General features: G+C 53.8%; 15 protein-coding genes. All 15 read left to right on the top strand.

Annotated features, from left to right (window positions below; all coding sequences use genetic code 11):
- Window positions 1-215: 215 nt before the first annotated feature.
- The 15 genes from SNR34_RS17570 (at window position 216) to SNR34_RS17500 (ending at window position 16,115) form a co-directional block, all read left to right on the top strand.
- A complete protein-coding gene (locus tag SNR34_RS17570) occupies window positions 216-761 on the top strand; it encodes a helix-turn-helix domain-containing protein (RefSeq protein WP_236412557.1) in 546 nt (181 codons plus the stop codon).
- Window positions 762-776: 15 nt separating this feature from the next.
- Window positions 777-2,291 carry a response regulator gene (locus SNR34_RS17565; RefSeq protein WP_486179780.1) on the top strand — a complete coding sequence of 505 codons (1,515 nt, stop codon included), beginning with the start codon at window positions 777-779 and terminating at the stop codon, window positions 2,289-2,291.
- 34 nt (window positions 2,292-2,325) lie between these two features.
- Complete coding sequence (locus tag SNR34_RS17560; RefSeq protein ID WP_486179779.1) at window positions 2,326-4,131, top strand: sensor histidine kinase; 1,806 nt, start codon at window positions 2,326-2,328, stop codon at window positions 4,129-4,131.
- Window positions 4,132-4,230: 99 nt separating this feature from the next.
- A complete protein-coding gene (locus tag SNR34_RS17555; RefSeq protein WP_486179778.1) occupies window positions 4,231-5,601 on the top strand; it encodes an ABC transporter substrate-binding protein in 1,371 nt (456 codons plus the stop codon).
- A 163-nt stretch (window positions 5,602-5,764) separates the two neighbouring features.
- Entirely contained in the window at window positions 5,765-6,568 is an 804-nt protein-coding gene (locus tag SNR34_RS17550) for a carbohydrate ABC transporter permease (protein ID WP_486182479.1), read from the top strand.
- Window positions 6,569-6,574: 6 nt separating this feature from the next.
- The gene (locus SNR34_RS17545) at window positions 6,575-7,405 is read left to right on the top strand and encodes a carbohydrate ABC transporter permease (RefSeq protein WP_236412564.1); all 831 of its coding nucleotides are present in this window, start codon (window positions 6,575-6,577) and stop codon (window positions 7,403-7,405) included.
- A 120-nt stretch (window positions 7,406-7,525) separates the two neighbouring features.
- Entirely contained in the window at window positions 7,526-8,596 is a 1,071-nt protein-coding gene (locus tag SNR34_RS17540) for a M24 family metallopeptidase (protein ID WP_486179777.1), read from the top strand.
- A 23-nt stretch (window positions 8,597-8,619) separates the two neighbouring features.
- Window positions 8,620-9,816, top strand: a complete 1,197-nt coding sequence (locus SNR34_RS17535) for an NAD(P)/FAD-dependent oxidoreductase (RefSeq protein WP_486179776.1) — start codon at window positions 8,620-8,622, stop codon at window positions 9,814-9,816.
- On the top strand, window positions 9,813-10,814 hold the full coding sequence (locus SNR34_RS17530) for a proline racemase family protein (RefSeq protein WP_486179775.1): 1,002 nt from the start codon (window positions 9,813-9,815) through the stop codon (window positions 10,812-10,814). Before SNR34_RS17535 ends, SNR34_RS17530 begins: the two co-directional genes overlap by 4 nt.
- A gap of 24 nt (window positions 10,815-10,838) precedes the next feature.
- On the top strand, window positions 10,839-11,861 hold the full coding sequence (locus SNR34_RS17525) for a proline racemase family protein (protein WP_486179774.1): 1,023 nt from the start codon (window positions 10,839-10,841) through the stop codon (window positions 11,859-11,861).
- Window positions 11,862-11,908: 47 nt separating this feature from the next.
- Window positions 11,909-12,796 carry a dihydrodipicolinate synthase family protein gene (locus tag SNR34_RS17520; protein WP_486179773.1) on the top strand — a complete coding sequence of 296 codons (888 nt, stop codon included), beginning with the start codon at window positions 11,909-11,911 and terminating at the stop codon, window positions 12,794-12,796.
- 50 nt (window positions 12,797-12,846) lie between these two features.
- Complete coding sequence (locus SNR34_RS17515) at window positions 12,847-14,283, top strand: aldehyde dehydrogenase family protein (RefSeq protein ID WP_486179772.1); 1,437 nt, start codon at window positions 12,847-12,849, stop codon at window positions 14,281-14,283.
- Window positions 14,284-14,296: 13 nt separating this feature from the next.
- Entirely contained in the window at window positions 14,297-14,569 is a 273-nt protein-coding gene (locus tag SNR34_RS17510) for a (2Fe-2S)-binding protein (protein ID WP_236412573.1), read from the top strand.
- A complete protein-coding gene (locus SNR34_RS17505; RefSeq protein WP_438286782.1) occupies window positions 14,569-14,901 on the top strand; it encodes a (2Fe-2S)-binding protein in 333 nt (110 codons plus the stop codon). Before SNR34_RS17510 ends, SNR34_RS17505 begins: the two co-directional genes overlap by 1 nt.
- On the top strand, window positions 14,898-16,115 hold the full coding sequence (locus tag SNR34_RS17500) for an NAD(P)/FAD-dependent oxidoreductase (RefSeq protein WP_486179771.1): 1,218 nt from the start codon (window positions 14,898-14,900) through the stop codon (window positions 16,113-16,115). The genes SNR34_RS17505 and SNR34_RS17500 overlap by 4 nt, the downstream gene beginning before the upstream one ends.
- Window position 16,116: the final 1 nt, after the last annotated feature.

Genomic DNA, 16,116 nt, shown 5'->3' with positions numbered 1-16,116 from the left:
GGGACAAAACAAAACCTAGTAAAAGTCGCTATTTTAGCGGCTTTTTTGTTTGTTGATGGAATAATCATCGCAAAAAACACAACCTTGCCATTGTTCTATCACGGCTATGTTAAATTGTCTAGATGCATTTGTTAAAATTTATTGACAATTTGAATTTAATGTTGTTTCATATGATTAAACTATGTTGAATGACACTTGGTTAGGAGAGCAATGGAATGGAATTGGGAAGCAAAATCCGAAAGCTTCGACTGGAACAAAACCGGAGTCAGGAGGAGATCGCACAGGCATGCGGATTTACCAAAAGCTTATTGTCCAAAATCGAAAACGGGAAGACGGTCCCTCCCATCGGCACGCTGATCAGGATTGCCGAATCGCTTGGAACCAAAATTTCCATGCTGCTGGATGATAACGATTTTAACGGAACGGTGTACACGCCAAAAGCGAGCAACATGGAAAAAATGGTCCAGACAGACCAAGGGTATGCGTTTTCCGCCATTGCGGCCAAACGGCCGGAAAAACTGATGCAGCCGTTTTACTTTGTCGTACAGAAAGGCAAGACAGGCAAAAGGACGTTTTCCCATGTCGGGCAGGAATTTATTTATGTGCTTGAAGGTACGATGATTTATTACGTAGGGAAGGAAGAATACACGTTAAATGCCGGCGACAGTCTGTATTTTGATTCGGTAGAGAACCACAAATATGTGCTGGTATCCGATGAAGTCAAGTATTTGTCGGTGTTTTGTTCCGATACGAATGGGTAGGAAAGGGGATGAAACATGTTAAATATTTTGGTTGTGGATGACGAACCGAGGCACAGAAGAGGGCTGTCCCGCATGCTGAAGGCTCTGAAACCGGAGTATACCATCTTTGATGCCAGAGACGGGCAGGAGGCTTTGGAAAGTTTGGATGTTCATTCGATGGATCTGGTGTTTACGGACATTCAGATGCCGGTGATGGACGGCCTGGAATTAATGGAACAGTTGACGCGCAGGGGAAGAGATGAAAGCGTTGTCATTTTAAGTGCTTATTCCGATTTTGTTTATGCGCAGCGTGCGCTCCAGTTAGGCGCCAGCGATTATTTGCTTAAACCGGTGGAGGAAAAAAACATCATGCCGCTGCTTGCGAAAGCAGAGCGTAAAGCCAGCACTGCGCGTCTGGCATGCTTGGAATCCGCACTATCCGAACTGCTGGAAGGATATCCATCTGACCAGAATTATCGATTGCTGGAAAGCACATTCCCGGCATTCAAGCAAGGGGTCGTGCTGGCCGCAGTTTTTGGCATGGCGAAAGACCATCAGCTTCTGCTGAGCAGCCTCAAAGGGACACTGCTGGAGATCATGGAGGAATTCGGATTCTCCTGCGCATTTTGCATGAAGGAAAGAATGCTCACCGTCTTGATTATGAACTCCGAGTCGACCTCCATGGTGCCGCCCGGCTTCGAGGACAGCCTTCATGGGGTCATTAGACACTTCCTGCAGACATACGGAGCGGAACTAACGTTTGGCTTGGGGCGTTGTTTTGCCGAATGGCATGGCGTCAGACTAGCTTACCAGCAAGCCTGCCATGCGCTCAAAGCCAGATTTTATAAAGGCGGAGGGGCTCTGTACGGAGCCGGGCAGATCAATAGCGAAGACCCGCCTGCCGTCGTGAAGCTTGAAATCAACGGGCTGATCAGAGCGGTGTTGTCCGGAAACAAGCCGGAAATTGAGGCCTGTCTGGATTCCGCTGTTCGCCAGGATGACGGGAACGCCTTTCCCGAGCCGGAAAAATTGAAATATTTTCTCGCTGCATCGATTCATCAAGCGGCTTCCCTTTTAATGGAAAAAGGGTTTGCACCCTTGAATAGCACAGCCTATGAGGAAGCACTGCTTCACTGTCATACCGTAAATGAACTTAAAGAGGCGGCGCGGGAATGGATCTTCGGGCTGACGGAACGTCTGGAACAACGACGGCAGTGCAAAGCCGAATCCATTATCGACAGCTGCAAGGCTTATATTGATACGCACTATGACGAAGATGATTTGTCGCTCAGTACGCTGGCAACGAAATTTCATTTTAATCCCTCGTATTTTTGCATGCTTTTCAAAACCCACTCCCAGATGACCGTTCATCAGTACATCACGCATACCCGAATGAAGGCTGCCGCCGACTTGCTGCTGCAGACCCCCCGGAAAGTGTACCAAATTGCCGAAAGCGTAGGGTACAAGGACGCAAAGTATTTCATTCGTCTGTTTCGCAAGGAGTTTGGCACAAGCCCCGAAGAGTATCGCCATCTATCTGCTATTCGCTAAAAGGAAGGGATGCCATTTGAGAGGACGTTGTCCATTGCCGCGTTTTAAAGATCTCACCTACAGGTCCAAGCTTTTCCTGACTTATGCACTCATCGTTTCGCTCCCCCTCAGCATCCTGAGCTGGATGTATTTTCATTCAAGCAGGGATTTCGTCTCCGAATTTGCCAAGCAAAATTGGTATTCCATCGTTAAACAAAACAATGAAATCATGGACGCCGAACTCGCGCGGGTAGAAGAAAGCAGCCTGGCCATGATCGCGGACCAAACGTTGTATGAGCAGTACCTGCATGCAAACCCTGATGACGAATACAGCATGATCTCGATGGAAAAAAAGGTCAGCCGGACGTTAAACACGTACTTTACGGACCAGGGACAGATGTATTCCATCCATCTCATAACCAGTTATTCCAATATTGGCTCCACGGGCGCCTCTCCTTTTATTCCGTATAGCAGCTTCAACCAAACGGCATTATACCAAGCAGCTTTACAGGGGGACGGGGCGATGGAGTGGGTACCTACCTTTTCGTTTGATCACATGTTTCAGCAGAATATCCGCCGTTCCAAGCCTCCCGAATATGTTCGCCTGCTGGCTGGCGTCCGTTTGCTGAAGCTGTTCAATATCAATAATGGCGAAGTCGCCGAACTGCAGGGCAAGGCCGAGCTTCCCGTGCTGGCCGTTGTGTATCGGCCGGAAATGTACCATTCCCGCTTCGCCGACACGCTCCCGTCCGCCGGAGCTTCTTTTTTTGTGATCAGCCCGGAAGGGCAGCCAGTGGCGGGCACATCCATGGAGCAGGAAACGGCTGCCATCGATCCCGCTTGGCTGGATGAAATGACGGAGAGGAAAAGCGGAACCTTGAATGTGACGCAGGATGGAAAGCCGCTTATCATTTGTTTTGATACGTCTGGGGTGACGGGATGGATCTCGGGGATCACCATATCGCCCGAAGCGATGGTGTCGGCTTTTTTGCCGGAGATCAAATCCTACACCTTTTACTTGGCCGTGATCCTCCTGCTTCTTTCACTCCTGCTCGCGTATATTTTTGCCAATTCCATTACCAAGCCCATTCATCAGCTGCTGCAAGCCATCAAAAAAACGGGTGAGGGCGAGTTCGATACGCGAATTCCCGTTGAATCCTATAACGAGATGGGACTGTTAATCCACAAATTCAATCAAATGAATGTCAAAATCAACAATTTGATCGAAGAGAATTACAAAGTCAAGCTGCGGGAAAAAGAGACCGAGATCATGTCGCTGAACATTCAGCTGAATCCCCATTTTATGTACAACACGCTGAACATCATGAATTGGACGGCGCTTGAAAACAACCAGACCGAGCTGAGCCGCATGATCGTCAGTTTATCCTCCATGCTGCAGTATACGACCCGGAACAGCCAGGACACCGGCGATTTGGCCGACGACCTGAACTGGCTGAAGCATTATATTTTCATTACCAATCAGCGTTTCGAAGACCGGTTTACCGTCAGCTATGACATTGCCCCCGAGCTGTATGCATACCAAGTGCCCAAGCTGTTCCTGCAGCCGTTTGTCGAAAACGCGATCGTTCACGGATTTTCCCGTTTGCATAGCGGGGGAGAGATCGTCATCCGGGGATGGGTGACCGGACGCGAACGTTTTTTCACGGTCGAGGATAACGGCACGGGCATCGCTCCGAGCAAATTGGAAGAGTTGGGTAAGCGTGCAGGCGAATCCATCGGCATCCGGAATGTGGACAAAAGAATCAAACTCATCTATGGGGACGGCTATGGCGTCACCCTGACTTCAGTTGAGGGACAGGGCACTAGGGTACAAATCAACCTGCCGGCATCAAACATGTGAAAATACTCCACCTATACAAATATGTTCGAATTTTTTGGGCGACGGATTTTTTTTACAATAAATATACAAACCATCAGCCAATGAATGGAGGTTTCGCAGATGAACATAGCCAAACGTCTCACAGGAGCGATATTATCGTCTGCTCTGGCGATCAGCTTGCTGCTGGCGGGCTGCTCGGATACCGGAAATGCTCCTGAAGCCCAAGGCGGCCAGAACGGTCAAGAGGAGCCCGTCACACTTAAATTTTCCTTTTGGGGAGACACCATTGAAAAGAAAACAGTTACGGAGGCGCTTGAGCGTTTTGAACAGGAAACCGGGATCCAGGTCGAACCGATGCATGTTCCAGCGGATTATTTGACCAAATTGACGACGATGGTTGCAGGCAACGTTGCACCGGATCTCGGTTACCTGTCATCGGGGGCCGCTCTGAGCTGGGGACGTGACGGGAAGCTGCTGAACCTCACCCCGCTCATGGAAAACGATCCTGATTTCAACAAGGACGATTACCTGGATCAGATATGGTATGAAATTGCTCCTGGCAACATCATCGGGACGAGTACCGCTGTTGAAGGGTATGGTCTTATGTACAACAAGGATTTGCTGCTGGAAGCGGGAGTCGAGCTGCCTCCAACGGATGCAGACAAAGCATGGGATTGGGACACATTTGTGGAGTATGCCAAAAAATTAACGCTCGATGATCAGGGAAGAAATGCGTTGGACCCGAATTTCAACCCGGATAAAATCAGGCAGTTCGGCCTTCAGTATGATCCGTACAATATGATGGCGGCGGTGGTATCCAACGGCGGGAACTTCCTGACCGAAGACGGTAAAGGCTTCGGGCTGGCCCAGCCGGAAGCGATTGAGGCGATTCAAAAGCTTGCGGACCTGATGTATGTGCACCATGTTTCCCCTACGCCGGTGCAGGCCAAAAACATGCCGGATACGGCGCTTCAGACGAAAAAGGTCGCCATGACGGTATCCGGCAACTGGGCGCTTCAAGCCTTTGCGGAACAGGATTTTAATCTCGGCGTCGGAGTCCTGCCGAAGCTGAAGGAAAGCAACACGCTGCTGGACGGTGCACCAACGGTCATTTTCAAATCAACCAAACATCCGGAAGAAGCTTGGCTGCTGTATAAATATATGACCGATCCCGAATCGGTACTGCCGTTGATCGAGGGCGGATTATGGATGCCGCTGAAGAAGGAGTGGTACACGAATCCCGAACTGATCAACAAATGGGCGGCGGGGAACAAAGCGCACCCGGAAGGCTACACGGAAGCTTTTATGAAACAAACCATTGAAAACGGAATCCGCACGCCCGGCTTTGAAGTAAAGAATCTGGACAAAATCAACGCGCTCGTCACGCCGGCACTTGACTTGGTATGGACGGGCAAACAAAAAGCGGAAGAGGCGCTAAAAGGGGTGGAGCCCAAAGTTGTGCCGCTGATCGAGGGTTATTACGGAAGGTGATCCTTTTCGGCGGAAGCAGCAAACCGCGGTCTGTCCATGACTTTGACGGTATTCATTGAAGATAGGGGGGATTCATATTCAGCACAAACGCCGGATCGCCATGGCGGGCATCCTGTTCGCCCTACCCAGCATTGTGGGACTGATGTTGTTTGTCATGCTGCCGATGCTCGCCAGTTTGCTGCTCAGCTTTACGGATTACCGGATCGTCAACACGCCTAAATTTATCGGATTCGCCAATTATATTCGGCTCTTTGACGGGACGGATCCCTATTTCTACAATTCGTTATGGGTCACCTTGAAATACGTCATTCTCCGTGTTCCGCTTGGTCTTGTGTTCTCCTTTATGGCTGCTTTTTTGCTGAACATGCAGTTCATTCGCGGCAAATCCGTCTTTCGCACGATCTTTTATTTGCCGTCCATCGTGCCTGCGGTCGCCTCTTCCATGATCTGGATCTGGCTGTTTAGTCCTGATCTGGGACTGTTCAACAGCTTTCTTGAAGCACTGAATCTGCCTACGCTCGACTGGTTGTATTCCGAACAAACGGTGGTGCCTTCGATTGTGATGATGAGCCTTTGGGGGATGGGGAGCACCATCATCATTTTCCTTGCAGGCCTGCAAGGGGTGCCGCGATCCTTGTATGAGGCGGCCATTGTGGACGGTGCCGGCGCATTCCGGAAATTCCGGCATATTACGATTCCCATGATGACGCCAATTATCTTCTTTAATCTGATCATGGGATCGATCGGAGCCTTCCAGGTATTTACCGAGGCGCTGATTATGACGCAGGGAGGGCCCAACAATGCCAGCCTGTTTTATAACTACTATATTTATCGGCAGGCTTTTCAGTTCGGGGAAATGGGGCAAGCATCCGCCATTGCGTGGATTCTGTTCATCATCGTGCTTTTGGTCACGGTCATATTCTTCCGCACGTCGAAATCCTGGGTATTCTATGAAAGCGAGGTGTAGCTCCCTGTGAAGAAAAGCCGCCGTATTCAGCAGATTATCGTTTACTCGATCCTCATTGCGGGAGCTGCCTTCTGCTTGCTGCCCCTGTTTTGGCTGGTACGCAGTTCCATGATGAATTCGCTGCAAATTTTCGAGATGCCGCCGAAGTGGATTCCTTCGCCCTTTCAGCTTCAAAACTATGTGGAGGCGCTAACCACCATCGACTTTTTCCTGTTTTTCCGCAACACACTGATCATTACGGTCAGCTGTCTGTTTGGAGCACTCTTCAGCAGTTCGATTGGAGCTTACAGCTACGCCAGGCTGGAATGGCCGGGAAGACGGCTCTTCTTCGGCCTGCTGCTGGCCAGCATGATGCTTCCCGGCGCCGTCACCTTGATTCCTACGTTTATCGGGTGGAGGTTTGCCGACCTGATCAATACGTATGTCCCGCTGATTCTGCCGGTATGGTTTGGCTCGGCCTTTGATATCTTTTTGCTCCGGCAGTTTTATTCCACGATACCGAAAGATATGGACGAAGCTGCATATGTGGATGGTGCAGGCCCGTGGACCATTTTCACCCGGATCATCATTCCTTTGTCCAAACCGCCTCTGATCGTGATCGGATTGTTCTCCTTTATGAATTCCTGGAACGACTTCATGGGACCGCTGGTGTACTTGAATGAGGAGAGAAAGTTCACGCTGGCGCTGGGCCTGCAAATGTTCCAGTCGCTTCACAGCGCGCAGTGGCATCTTTTGATGGCGGCCTCGACCGTCGTTATTTTACCGGTTATCGTCGTTTTTTTCATAGGCCAGCGTTATTTTATCGAAGGGATTACGTTGACCGGAATGAAGGGGTAATTCAAGAGTCGGCATCCCTATGATTCAACATGGTTGAAGAAAATTCAACCCAATTTCGTTACATGCTGAAGAGACTGTATACATTCGCTTTGTCACAATACGGAAGGAGCGTGATCCAATATGAAAGCTCGGCGACTCGGCAAGGCAAGAGAAGCAATTGCGCGGCAGGAACTGGATGCACTGTTGATTTCCAGTCCGTTTAACCGGAGATACGTTACCGGCTTTACGGGCACCGCCGGTTGGGCCGTAATTACACAGGAGCAGGCATGGCTGGTGACCGATTTTCGTTATGTTCGCCAAGCGGAGCAGCAAGCCATGGAATTTGAAGTGGTGCAGCATGGGGGCGAGCCTCTTGAATTCATCCGTGAAAAACTGAGTACTGCCGGCGTCAAGAAAATGGGGTTTGAAAAACATCATGTTCCTTTTGCCGACTATGAAGCGTACGAGCGGACGTTTGCAGGGATCGAGCTGGCGCCAACCGGAAATGTCATCGAAAAGCTGCGCGGCATCAAGGACGAGGAGGAACAGCGTTGTATCCGCAAGGCGATCGAAATTACGGAACAGGCTTTTGCGTTTATTCTGGGCGTAATGAAGCCGGGCGTGACCGAAAGGGAGGTGGCGACGGAGCTGGAATATTTCATGCGTAAAAAAGGCGCGGTGTCGTCGGCGTATCCGACCATCGTCGCTTCCGGCGCGCGCTCGTCGCTTCCGCACGGATTGGCCAGCGACAAGCCGCTGGGCATGAATGAATTCGTGACCCTGGATTTCGGCGCGAATTACGATGGATACTGTTCCGATTTAACGCGCACGGTTTTTATCGGCAAACCGACCGAACGCCATCGGGAAATATACGGGATCGTGTTGGACGCTAACAAATCCGTTCTGGAGGGACTGAAACCGGGCATGACCGGGAAGGAGGGCGACGCGTTGGCCAGGGAGTATATTTCCCGCCGCGGGTACGGGGAGTATTTCGGCCATGGCCTTGGTCATGCCTTTGGTTTGGAGATTCACGAGCTTATGCGGTTTTCCAAACAAACGGAGGATCGGCTGGAGCCTGGCATGATTATGACGGTTGAGCCCGGCATCTATCTTCCTGATTTTGGAGGCGTTCGCATCGAAGACGATATTCTGATTACCGATACGGGCATTGAAGTGCTGACAACATCGAATAAAGAACTGATTGTGTTGTAAGAGGGGAGGCAGGGGAGCGATTCATGAATGCGGAATCTGCGGAAGTTGTCGTCATCGGCGGAGGCATTATCGGCCTGTCCATTGCTTATTATGCAGCGAAGCAAGGTATGGACGTGATTGTGGTGGAGCGAGGGGAGCTCGCCGGAGGAACCTCTTCCAAATGCGACGGCAATATTCTTGCGATTGACAAGGACCCCGGCTTTGACAGCCAGATGTCCTTAAAATCGCAGGAGCTGGTGGCGGAATGGGCTCGGGAGCTGGGTGAGGAATTTGAATACCGCGCCCCCGGCAGCATTCTGGTCTGCGAGACGGAAGAGGAGATGCTTGCCGCCGAAAACTGGGTTTTACGCCAGCGTGAGGCCGGCCTTCCGTTCCGCATGCTCGACCAGAAAGATCTCCGCAGCGAATGGCCGGCACTGGCCGAAGATCTGCCCGGCGGCTTGGAGTGTGCCACGGATTCGACGGTGAATCCGGTGCTGCTCGCCTATTCGCTGGCATCTGCCGCCCGACGGTACGGAGCCAGGCTGCGGGTTCATACGCCCGTTACGGCGATTTTGCTTGATGCAAAGCGGAGAATACGCGGGGTGGAGACCGCCGCCGGCACGATTCATACCCGGACCGTCATCAATGCTGCAGGGGTATGGTCGAAGCATATTGGACAAATGGTCGGACTGGATATTCCGATCGAACCCCGCAAAGGTCACATTCTGGTCGCTTCCCGCTGGGAGAGCATCGGGAAGCGAAAGGTGATGGAATTCGGTTACCTGATGAGCAAGTTTGGCGGAAAACGCAGCGTGGAACCGAAATTTGAACAATACGGGATCGCGCTCGTATTCGAACCGACTGCTTCGCAAAATTTCCTGATTGGCTCGAGCCGCCAATTTGCGGGGATGGACGCCCGGGTGGATCAGGAGGTCATCCAGCTTATCGCTGAAAGGGCGATTCGATTTTTTCCTGTCCTGAAACAGGTTCCGCTGCTTCGAACTTATGCGGGGCTGCGCCCTTGGACGCCGGATCATTTGCCGATCGTATCTGCCGTTGATGAAATTCCCGGATTCTACATTGCGGCAGGACACGAGGGCGATGGCATCAGCCTCGCGGCCGTTACGGGAAAAGTCATTAGCGAAATGCTGAAAGGAGTCCCGACCTGCATTCCGGTTGATCCGCTGCGTTATGACCGTTTCCGCCGAGAGGCGGGCAGACAGGAGGTAGTCTTTTGAAAATATTCAAGCTGGTGACCACGATCGACACGCACACGGGGGGAAACCCCACCCGGACCGTAACAAGCGGAGCACCCGAGCTGATCGGCCGCACAATGACCGAGAAGATGGTGTACATGTCCGAGCATTACGACGATTTTCGCCAGGCCATGATGCTGGAGCCGCGGGGACACGAAGTCATGTCAGGCTGCATTTTGACCCCGCCATGCAATAAAGAGGCAGACATCGGGGTTGTCTTCATTGAAAGCGGCGGATATTTGCCAATGTGCGGACACGACACCATCGGTTTATGCACCGCGATGATCGAGGGAGGAATTTATCCGGAAAGCAAAGACGTCATCCATTTGGATACGCCGGCGGGTATGGTGAAAGCAAAGCTTACGGTGGAGAACGGAAAGGTGAAAAAGGTTTCGTTCACCAACATCGCCTCCTTTTTATACCAGTCTGATGTACAGGTTCGCGTCGAGGGTGTTGGCGTCATTTCCGTGGATATTGCGTACGGGGGCAATTTTTACGGGCTTGTGGATGCGCGTCCGCTTCGTCTGCCGCTCGTTCCCGGCCGCGGTTCGGAAATCGTCGGGCTGGCGATCAAGATCCGGGAGGCGGTCAATCGTGAAATCGAGGTGGTACATCCCGAATTTCCCGTCATTCGCGGACTCACCCATATCGAGTTCTATAGTGATCCCGTATCGCCGTCGGCCAGCTGCCGGAATACGGTTGTTGTGCCCCCCGGCGGCATTGACCGCTCTCCCTGCGGTACGGGGACTTCGGCGAAGGTTGCTGTGCTTTACGCCAAGGGGGAACTGCAAAAGGGAGAGGAGTTTGTGCATGAAAGCATCGTGGGCTCCATGTTCCAGGCCAAAGTGTTGGAGGAAACGACCGTGGGCGGCAGGACGGCAGTCATTCCCGAAATATCCGGTTCGGCATGGATTACGGGCTTTCATCAGTTTGTTTATCAGGACAAAGACCCGCTGAGTCAGGGATTCTTCCTGCTCTAACGAAGTTAATCGGAGGCCGGCACTATGGAAACAACGAAATGGTATGCGGCGCTTGATACGCATTCCTGCGGTCAACCGCTGCGGATCATCACCGGGGGGCTGCCGCAGATCAGCGGCTCCTCCCAGTATGAGAAGTCTTTATTTTTCAAACGACATTTCGATTCCGTCCGAAAGCTGCTGCTGGCTGAACCGCGTGGACACCGCGAGATGACGGGGGCGATTGTGACGGCACCAACGACGGAGGAAGCAAGCTTCGGACTGTTATTCCTGAACCAGGCCGGCCTTTCGGCCATTAGCGGCCACGGAATCATCGCCGCCGTCGCGGCATGGACGTCAACGGGACAGCTGTCGCCTTCGGAAGCGGCCAAAGGCATTCTGATCGATTGCCCTGCTGGAACGATCAAGGCATTTGCCGACTGCAACGGGCATGAGGTCCGCTCGGTTTCTTTTTGGAATGTCCCAAGCTTCGTGTATGCCGAGCAGCTTGCGGTGAAGGTTCAAGGCATGGAGGCAAGGGTCGATGTCGCCTTTGGCGGTGAGTTTTATGCTGTCGTCGATACGTCGATGTGGGAAACCGGTGATGTTTTTGCGCTTCCGAAGCTGCGGGAATGGGGCAGGCTGATCCGGGAGGAGATCGAGCGGCAGCTTGAGGTAAGGCATCCGCAATTGGACTGGATAACCGGAATTCACGGCGTCTTTTTTTATCAAAGGCACGATGCAACGGGCGATGACGGACACCCGAACCGGCTCGCATATCGCTGTGCGGCTGCATTGGCCGGAGAGCAGCTTGATCGGTCGCCCGGAGGGGCCGCCGCCTGCGCCCACATGGCGGTTCTGCATGCCCGCTGTCCGCTGGAGCCCGGGCAGCAGGTTATATATGAAGGCATCACTGGCGCCCAAATCGTAGGAAGCATCGCGAGTGAAACGGAAACTCACGGGTATCATGCCGTCATTCCCAGCCTTACCGGAACTGCTCACATTCTGGGCTTTATGAACTTTTTGCTCGATCCGTCGGACCCGCTGCCGGAAGGCTTTGTTCTGTACTGAATCGAGTTCGATGCAGGCTGGATAACACTGAGGGGAGAAATATCAATATGCCAACATTTGAAGGGGTCTATGTCGCGCTTGTCACACCGTTTACAGCGGATTACGAGGTCGATTACCAGCGTCTTGCCGAGCTTTGCGATACGCTCATCTTACAGGGCGTGAACGGTTTGATTCCAGCCGGATCATTGGGCGAATATGCAACTTTGACGCAGGAGGAGCGGGCCAAGGTGGTGGAGACGGTCATCGAAGCCGCGGCAGGGCGAGTGCCGGTGGTCGTCGGCTCCGCGGCGCCTTCCACCAAGCAGGCTGTTGATTGGGTACGGCACGCCAGGGACGCGGGCGCCGCCGGCGTGATGGCCTTGCCGCCGATCAATTACAAGCCGCTCGAGTCCGAGGTCGTCGCTCATTATGAAGCACTGAATGAAGTGGGGTTACCGATCATCGTTTACAACAACCCTCATGATTACAAAGTCGATTTGACACCCCAGCTGCTTTCCAGACTTTCCGGACTTGAACATGTCGTGGCCGTGAAGGAATTTTCCGGGGATATCCGCCGCGTGCACGATATTCTGGCGCACACCGATCTGGAAGTGATGATCGGCGTTGACGATTTAGCCATGGAAGGTGCGCTGTGCGGGGCAACGGGCTGGATTTCGGGCGTGCCGAATGCCCTGCCCAAGGAAGGCGTGGAGCTTTTTAATCTGGCGAGACAAGGAAAAGTTCAGGAGGCAACCGATCTATATCGCCATCTTCTCCCGCTGTTTCACTTCGATGCCAGTCCGCAGCTCGTCCAGTCGATCAAATATATGATGGAACTGGCCGGATTTTCGGCAGGACCGACGCGTCCACCCCGCCTGCCTCTCCCGGAAGCCGAGTATGCCGCCATTAAGGAAGCATTTGAGTTTGCTGTAAATCGTGAATGGAGCCAGCCATGATCAGTTGGTGGATCAGCTGAATGATGAGCTTTGCAAAAGGAGGAACGCGAATGAAAAACAGCCGCAACTGGATCGGTGGAGAATGGATCGAGCCGACGGCGGGAGAGTGCGCCGTATTCAGCCCATCCAATACCAAAGAGCAGGTAGGGGTGCTGCATTTATCGGACTCGTCGCAGGTCGTTCAGGCGGAGCAGGCGGCGCGAATAGCTTACGGCTCTTGGTCTGGCTTGAGCGGCCCCGCCAGAGCCGGTCATTTGGAACGGATGGCGGATCTGCTGGAGTCGGCCTCGGATGACGTCGCCCTTCTCGCAAGCCTGGAGATGGGAAAACCGATTGCCGAAATGCGCGGGGAAGTAAGGCGGGGAGTGAATTTGCTGCGTTACTACGCTTCCGAGGGCCTTCGGGCGAATGGGACGGTGATCCCTTCGAGTGAGCGGAATGTGCTGCAATTCACGAGAAAGGTTTCTCTCGGCGTGGCGGGCATCATTACGCCCTGGAACTTCCCCGTGGCCATTCCGATCTGGAAAATAGCGCCCGCGCTGATTTGCGGAAACACGGTCGTATGGAAGCCGGCCGAGCTTGCATCGCTGACCGCGACCAGGCTGGCGGAACTGTTTGAAGCAGCTGGGCTTCCGCCCGGCGTCATCAATCTGGTTATCGGCAAGGGCAGCCGGATCGGCAAGGCGCTGCTGGAGGAAACGCCTTTGGACGCCGTGAGTTTTACCGGCTCCACGTCCACAGGACTTGGCATTGCTCAAATGTGCGCCAGGCGCAATATCAAATATCAGACCGAAATGGGCGGCAAAAATGCTGCCGTCGTATTAAGCGACGCCGATCTTGAAACGGCTGTGCCGCTCATTGTCAGCGGCGCGTTTCGATCGGCGGGGCAAAAATGCACGGCAACAAGCCGGATTATCGTGGAGTCAGGCATCTACGATTCGTTTGTCAGGGAATTGTCGCATGCCATGTCCGAAATTAAGCTGGCCCCGGCATTGGACAGCGAGGCTTACCTCGGTCCCGTGGCTTCCGCAGGCCAGTATGAAACCGTCATGTCCTATGTTCACATGGCGAACGAACAAGCGGATATTCTGGCGCAGGGCCCGCCTGTCTCCGGAAATTCAGAGGGGTATTATATTCGGCCGATCGTAGCCGCCGGCGTAAGCGCAGGTCACCCACTGATCCAGGAGGAAATATTCGGCCCCGTCGCCGCGGTGCTGAAAGCGGCCGACTTTGACGAAGCGGTAGCTTTGTGCAATCAATCGATTTATGGGCTGAGCGCTTCGCTGTTTACCCGAAATTTATCGGCTGCCCATCGGTTCCTGGACGAGGCTCGGGCCGGAATGGTCCGTGTCAATCAGGAAACCGCGGGTGTCGAGTATCAGTCCCCGTTTGGCGGCATGAAGCTGTCAAGCTCCCATTCGCGCGAACAGGGCCAGGCTGGACTGGATTTTTTCACCGAGCTTAAGACATGCGCCATTTCTTATTGATAGGAGGTTTCCTATGAAACGCCCTTCCATGATCATTTGCCGATGCGAAGAAGTAACCCTCGCTCAATTGGAGACTGCCTACGGGTCAGGATGCCATACTTCGAGGCAGCTAAAAATGAAAACGCGGGCCGCCATGGGAGCTTGTCAGGGCAGGGTATGCAGACATCTCCTCGAGACCTGGGTGCATGCCCAAAATCCGGAGTCACCCCGAGACCCGGAGCTCCTGTCCCATCGTCCTCCGGTGCGGCCCGTGACCTTCGGCCAGTTGGCCAATGGTGAATTGTGATGGAACGGATTACGAATCATCCGATATTGGGCCGGTGGGAACGAGGCAGGGAACCGGTCAGCTTTACGTTTGGCGGCAGGACGCTGACCGGACTTCAGGGCGAGCCGATTGCGGCTGCCCTGCTGGCCTCGGGGATTCGCAGGCTGCGCAGGCATGAGGAGTCCGGTGCGGTCCGCGGCCTGTATTGCGCCATCGGCCACTGCATGGAATGCCGGCTGACCGTGGAAGGCAAGGGGCAGGTGCGCTCCTGTCTAACCCCGCTTGAAGAGGGGATGCGCATTTCCGAAGGGCGGCAGCTGTCCAATGAAATTACGGGGAGGAAGCTGCCATGACCCCGGCGACGTCATTCGATCTGTTGATCGTCGGAGCCGGCCCGGCGGGCTTATCGGCCGCCGCAGTGGCGGCCGGGCATGGCTTGAGCGTAGCTGTGCTGGATGAATTCCCGCAGCCCGGCGGGCGCATGCTGGGACAGTTCCACGAGGAAAAGGGGAAGTGGTGGGTTGGAAGGCAGGCTGCGGAGCAGTTGATCGAACAATGCCGCGTGCTGGGAGTGGATATCCGCTGCGGCGTTTCCGTTCACGGCATGTTTCGGAATGAACGTTGCTGGGTCGTGAGAGCCGGAGGCGCGTCGTTCACGGCTGCAAGGGTTCTCCTCGCCACCGGCGCCGCCGAAATTCCCCAGCCGACGCCGGGCTGGACGCTGCCAGGGGTCATGTCGATCGGAGCCGCCCAGGTAATGACCAATGTGCACTTTGTGAAGCCGGGCCGTCGCGGGCTGATCATCGGCGTGAATGTGCTCGCCATGGCGATTGCCCGCGAGCTGTCCGTCAGCGGAATTTCGCTCGCCGGAATCGTGCTGCCAGAACAAAATTCCGTATTCAGCAAGGAAGATGTGCCTAAAGAAGCAGTGAAACGTCTGCTGGGCCTTGCTCATTTGGCCCCGTCTCCGCTGATGAGGATCGGGGGAAAGCTGGGCGCCAGCCTGGGGATGGCTGGTGCAATATCCCGCTTCTTTCCGCGGCGCGGGCTGAAAATATGGGATATCCCTTTACGGCTGCGCACTTCTGCGATTTCGATCAATGGCGAACATCACGTGGAATCCGTGAGGCTGGCGGATGTAACCGGGACAGGCGAAATCATTCCGGGCAGCGAACGGGAGGAAAACGTCGATTTTGTGGCTCTTGCCGGAGGTTTATCCCCGCTCGCCGAATTGGCCGCGGTGGCCGGATGTCCATTGGTGTATGCAGAGGAACTCGGTGGTCATGTTCCGCTGCACAATGAGGATATGCAGACGCCGGTCGAGGGTTTGTACGTCGCCGGAAACATAACGGGAATCGAAAGCGCGCAGGTGGCTATGGCCCAGGGAAGAGTCGCGGCGGCCGCCATTTGCCGCGATGCCGGAGCACCGGGGATGGACCGGGAACGTAACCTGCTTGAAGCGATGGAGCATGTTCGCCGGATTCGCGCCGCTGCTTTGATCCAATTTCATTCAGGTATTTCGGGCGCCAGAGACCGATTATATAAGACATGGAATAAGGAGGCATGAG

It is taken from the genome of Paenibacillus sp. XP01 (assembly GCF_057364885.1).
The sequence above is the reverse complement of the archived record's forward strand: the minus strand, read 5'-3'. Positions and strand labels throughout refer to the sequence as shown.

Excerpts from the sequence above, each read along its gene's own strand:
- SNR34_RS17570 (WP_236412557.1), top strand. The coding sequence starts at position 216 with ATGGAATTGGGAAGCAAAATCCGAAAGCTTCGACTGGAACAAAACCGG.
- SNR34_RS17565 (WP_486179780.1), top strand. The coding sequence starts at position 777 with ATGTTAAATATTTTGGTTGTGGATGACGAACCGAGGCACAGAAGAGGG.
- SNR34_RS17555 (WP_486179778.1), top strand. The coding sequence starts at position 4,231 with ATGAACATAGCCAAACGTCTCACAGGAGCGATATTATCGTCTGCTCTG.
- SNR34_RS17550 (WP_486182479.1), top strand. The coding sequence starts at position 5,765 with ATGCTCGCCAGTTTGCTGCTCAGCTTTACGGATTACCGGATCGTCAAC.
- SNR34_RS17540 (WP_486179777.1), top strand. The coding sequence starts at position 7,526 with ATGAAAGCTCGGCGACTCGGCAAGGCAAGAGAAGCAATTGCGCGGCAG.
- SNR34_RS17535 (WP_486179776.1), top strand. The coding sequence starts at position 8,620 with ATGAATGCGGAATCTGCGGAAGTTGTCGTCATCGGCGGAGGCATTATC.
- SNR34_RS17525 (WP_486179774.1), top strand. The coding sequence starts at position 10,839 with ATGGAAACAACGAAATGGTATGCGGCGCTTGATACGCATTCCTGCGGT.
- SNR34_RS17520 (WP_486179773.1), top strand. The coding sequence starts at position 11,909 with ATGCCAACATTTGAAGGGGTCTATGTCGCGCTTGTCACACCGTTTACA.
- SNR34_RS17515 (WP_486179772.1), top strand. The coding sequence starts at position 12,847 with ATGAAAAACAGCCGCAACTGGATCGGTGGAGAATGGATCGAGCCGACG.
- SNR34_RS17510 (WP_236412573.1), top strand. The coding sequence starts at position 14,297 with ATGAAACGCCCTTCCATGATCATTTGCCGATGCGAAGAAGTAACCCTC.
- SNR34_RS17505 (WP_438286782.1), top strand. The coding sequence starts at position 14,569 with ATGGAACGGATTACGAATCATCCGATATTGGGCCGGTGGGAACGAGGC.
- SNR34_RS17500 (WP_486179771.1), top strand. The coding sequence starts at position 14,898 with ATGACCCCGGCGACGTCATTCGATCTGTTGATCGTCGGAGCCGGCCCG.